The organism is Nonomuraea sp. NPDC049784 (assembly GCF_040659615.1).
GTDB lineage: Bacteria > Actinomycetota > Actinomycetes > Streptosporangiales > Streptosporangiaceae > Nonomuraea.
This window is the reverse complement of the sequence record NZ_JBFAMX010000872.1, coordinates 1-3,315: the sequence shown is the minus strand read 5'-3', so window position 1 is coordinate 3,315 and position 3,315 is coordinate 1. Positions and strand designations below refer to the sequence as shown.

General features: G+C 69.6%; 3 protein-coding genes and 1 pseudogene. 3 read left to right on the top strand and 1 reads right to left on the bottom strand.

Annotation, left to right across the window (positions count from 1 at the left end; translation table 11 throughout):
* A partial coding sequence (locus AB0J09_RS60185; protein WP_360712739.1) for an FAD-linked oxidase C-terminal domain-containing protein occupies positions 1–651 on the top strand: 651 nt, incomplete at its 5' end.
* Between the two features lie 66 nt (positions 652–717).
* On the opposite strand, the gene AB0J09_RS60180 is transcribed toward AB0J09_RS60185, so the two are convergent.
* A complete protein-coding gene (locus AB0J09_RS60180) occupies positions 718–1,131 on the bottom strand; it encodes a hypothetical protein (protein WP_360712736.1) in 414 nt (137 codons plus the stop codon).
* 346 nt (positions 1,132–1,477) lie between these two features.
* On the opposite strand from AB0J09_RS60180, the gene AB0J09_RS60175 reads away from it, so the two are divergent.
* Entirely contained in the window at positions 1,478–2,749 is a 1,272-nt protein-coding gene (locus AB0J09_RS60175; RefSeq protein ID WP_360712733.1) for a metallophosphoesterase, read from the top strand.
* A gap of 21 nt (positions 2,750–2,770) precedes the next feature.
* Positions 2,771–3,315 (top strand): annotated as a pseudogene (locus AB0J09_RS60170) (bifunctional 3'-5' exonuclease/DNA polymerase); the annotation flags it as partial.

The window sequence follows — 3,315 nt, the reverse complement described above, 5'->3', positions numbered from 1 at the left end:
CTGCGGCTGTCGGACGAGACCGAGACCATGATCGGCCTGGCCAAGCCGGACGCGATCGGCTCCGGCGGCTCCGGCTGCCTGCTGATCGCGGGCTACGAAGGCGCGTTCGCGGCGGAGCGGCAGGCGGCGGCCTCGGCCGTCCTGGAGCGGACGGGCGGCGAGCCCTTGGGTGCGGAGCCGGGCGAGGCATGGGAGCACGGCCGCTTCTCCGCCCCTTACCTGCGGGACTCGCTCCTCGCCGCCGGGGCCACGGTCGAGACGCTGGAGACCGCCGGGTTCTGGGCGAACCTGCCGCGGCTCTACGACGCGGTCCGCCTGGCGCTGGCGGGAGCGCTCGGCTCCCCGCTGGTCATGTGTCACATCTCCCACGTGTACGAGACCGGCGCCTCGCTCTACTTCACCGTCGTCACCGCGCAGGAGGGCGACCCCGTGGCGCAGTGGGAGCGGGCCAAGGCGGCGGCGAGCGCGGCCATCGTCGAGGCGGGGGGCACGATCACGCACCATCACGGGGTCGGGCGCGAGCACCGGGACGCCTACGCGGCCGAGCTGGGACCCGTGGGAGTGAGCGTCCTGCAGGCGGTCAAGGCCCGGCTCGACCCGGCCGGGATACTCAACCCCGGCGTCCTCGTCCCGCCGGACGGCCCGGCCTGAGGCTGACCGTGGCCGCCCCGTAAAAGGGCGGCATCCCCTGACGGCGGTATGGAGACTCTCACGCGGTCAGGCGTTGTCCGGCGGGGGGATCTGGTCGGCCTCCGCCATCGTGGCGGCGGCCTCGCTGTAGCGGTGCAGGGCCTCGAACACCGCGGCCAGGCACATCAGCGAGGCCACCAGCGGGCCGCCGCCCATCTCACGGGTGAGCGCCACCGCCTCCTGCGCCAGAGGCAGCGCCTCCACGGCCCGGCCCCGCTTCAGCAGCAGCTTCGCCGTGGTGCTCAGACTGCGGGCCAGCAGCGCCGTGTGCTTGGGATGCTCCCTGGCCAGCGCCCTGCTCCGCGCGACCGCCTCGCCGGCCCTCCTGAGCGCCCCGCCGCCCCATCGGGAACTGGTTTGCGCATATGCGAGCAGGCCTTCAATGGCCTCCACATCGGAAGTGCCTCTTCGGGTCGCGTCGTCCGGGCTGTTACGCGTCATGGGAGCCTCCCCTCGGCGGTCCCAACCGCTTGCTTGGGGGGTGAGGCTACACCATTGCGAACCTTCTGTGTTCTCCACGGTACGGAGCGTTCAGGGTGCGCGAAGTGAAGATCGCGGTAAAGATGTGGACATGGTGGAAGTCGCGGCTGAGCGTGGAAAGCAGCTTTCGTCACGGGTGTCGGAGGAGGGAGCGGGATGGTCTTGTACGCAGTTGGGGACGTTCGCGCAGCTCAGACCCGATAATCACGGGTTTACCTGGCTGAATTTGGCGACGCTGTGGCGCTCGCGTAACGACATCCTCGCCGGGTTGTTCGGGGATCCGTCAGGTCAGGTTCGGGCTCGGTGGGTGGCGTCTCAGGAAGCACGCGGGATTGATCCGGAATTTCGCATCAAGCTATCCGTCGGGGGAAATTTCACTTTCCTTCTGCTTGGTGATACTGGCGAGGGAGACGCGTCGCAGTACGCCGTTGTTCCCGGGATGCTGAAACTGGGAGAGGACACGGCGTTCGCCGTCATAGCCAGTGACGTGATCTATCCGACCGGATCGGGTAACGAGTACTGCGACAAGTTCTTCCGTCCGTACAAGGACTATGACGCTCCGATCTACGCCATTCCCGGCAACCACGACTGGTACGACGGGCTCGGCGGGTTCATGCGGGTCCTCTGTGACGCACCGCCGCTCAAGCCCAAGCCGGACCGCGGGCTGCGCGGGCTCCTGTGGCGCAAGCCGGAGACGATCGACGAGGAGCGGCTGGCGAAGGCGCGCGAGCTCAGGGGCAAGCCGTCCCAGCAGGCGACGCAGCCGGGGCCGTACTGGGCGATCGAGAGCGACAGCCTGCTGATCGTGGGCGTCGACACCGGCATCAGGAACGTCATCGACAAGGGACAGACCGCGTGGCTGCGGCGGGTCTCGCTCGATCCGCGGCCGAAGATCCTCGTGACGGGCAAGCCCATCTACACCGGGAACGTCTACAAGCCGTCGCCGCTGGAGGAAGGCGGCACGATTGACGACATCGTGCGCGACCCGGCCCACCGGTACGTCGCGGCCATCGGCGGAGACGTGCACAACTATCAGCGCTACCCGGTCAAAGTGGGCGACCGGGTGATCCAGTACATCGTGTCCGGCGGCGGCGGCGCGTTCATGCACGCCACGCACACCATCGGCAGGGTCGACGTCAAGGGCGTGGACGAGGACGAGTTCAAGTGCTACCCGCTGCGCGGCGACTCGCTGTCCTTCTACAGCCAGCTGTACGCGCGCCGCCTGCGGATGAAGTGGATGTACCTCACGCCCTCGGAAGCCCTGTGCATCATGTCGGACCAGATCAAGAACCAGCCTGTCAGGAGCCCCGAAGGGCCGGTGACGATCACCCGCAGGATGCGGTGGGTGGCGCGGCTGCTCGGGGCCTGGCCGTGGCCGTTCAGGCTGCCGGTGGACAAGGTCTTCCACCGCTACCTGTCGGAGCTGTCCGACTGGGACACCCCGCCGTTCTTCAAGCAGTTCCTGCACGTGTCTGTCACCCCGCAGGAGCTGACCCTGCGCTGCTTCGCCGCCACGGGGTGCCTGGCGCAGGAGTTCGATCCGCCGCTCGAGGACGAGGTGCGCATCGCTTTGTCGTAGCCATTTGGCACTCTTGACCACGTGTATGTCGTGGTCGCCGGAGAGACGGTGCTTCCGGTCGGCGGCTCGGCACGCCGTACCGCCGACCTGGCGGGGGCCGTGCGCGAGCTGGAGGCTGCCGAGCGCCCGCGGTGGGTGTGGGCCGATGCCCGGGAGGCCTATCCCGGCCTGCTGAGCGCGGGCGTGCGGGTCTCGCGCTGCCACGACATCGCGCTCACCGAAGGGCTGCTGCTCGCGTACGAGGGCCGCTACGGCGAGCCCCGCTCGGCCAGGGCTGCGCACGCCAGGCTGCACGGGCTGCCGGTGCCCGAGGAGCAGCCGAGCGCGCCTGACACGCTGTTCGCACCCGAGCCGCTCGGGGCCGAGGCGGTGGCCGAGGTGCTGACCGGCCAGCTGCGGCGGATCGAGGCGCTGCCGGAGCCGGGCAGGTTCAGGCTGCTGGTGGCGGCCGAGTCGGCCGGGGCCCTCATCGCGGCAGAGATGTCGCACGACGGCATGCCGTGGCGGCGCGACGTGCACGACGCGCTCCTGACCGACCTGCTGGGGCCGCGGCCCGTGCACGGCAT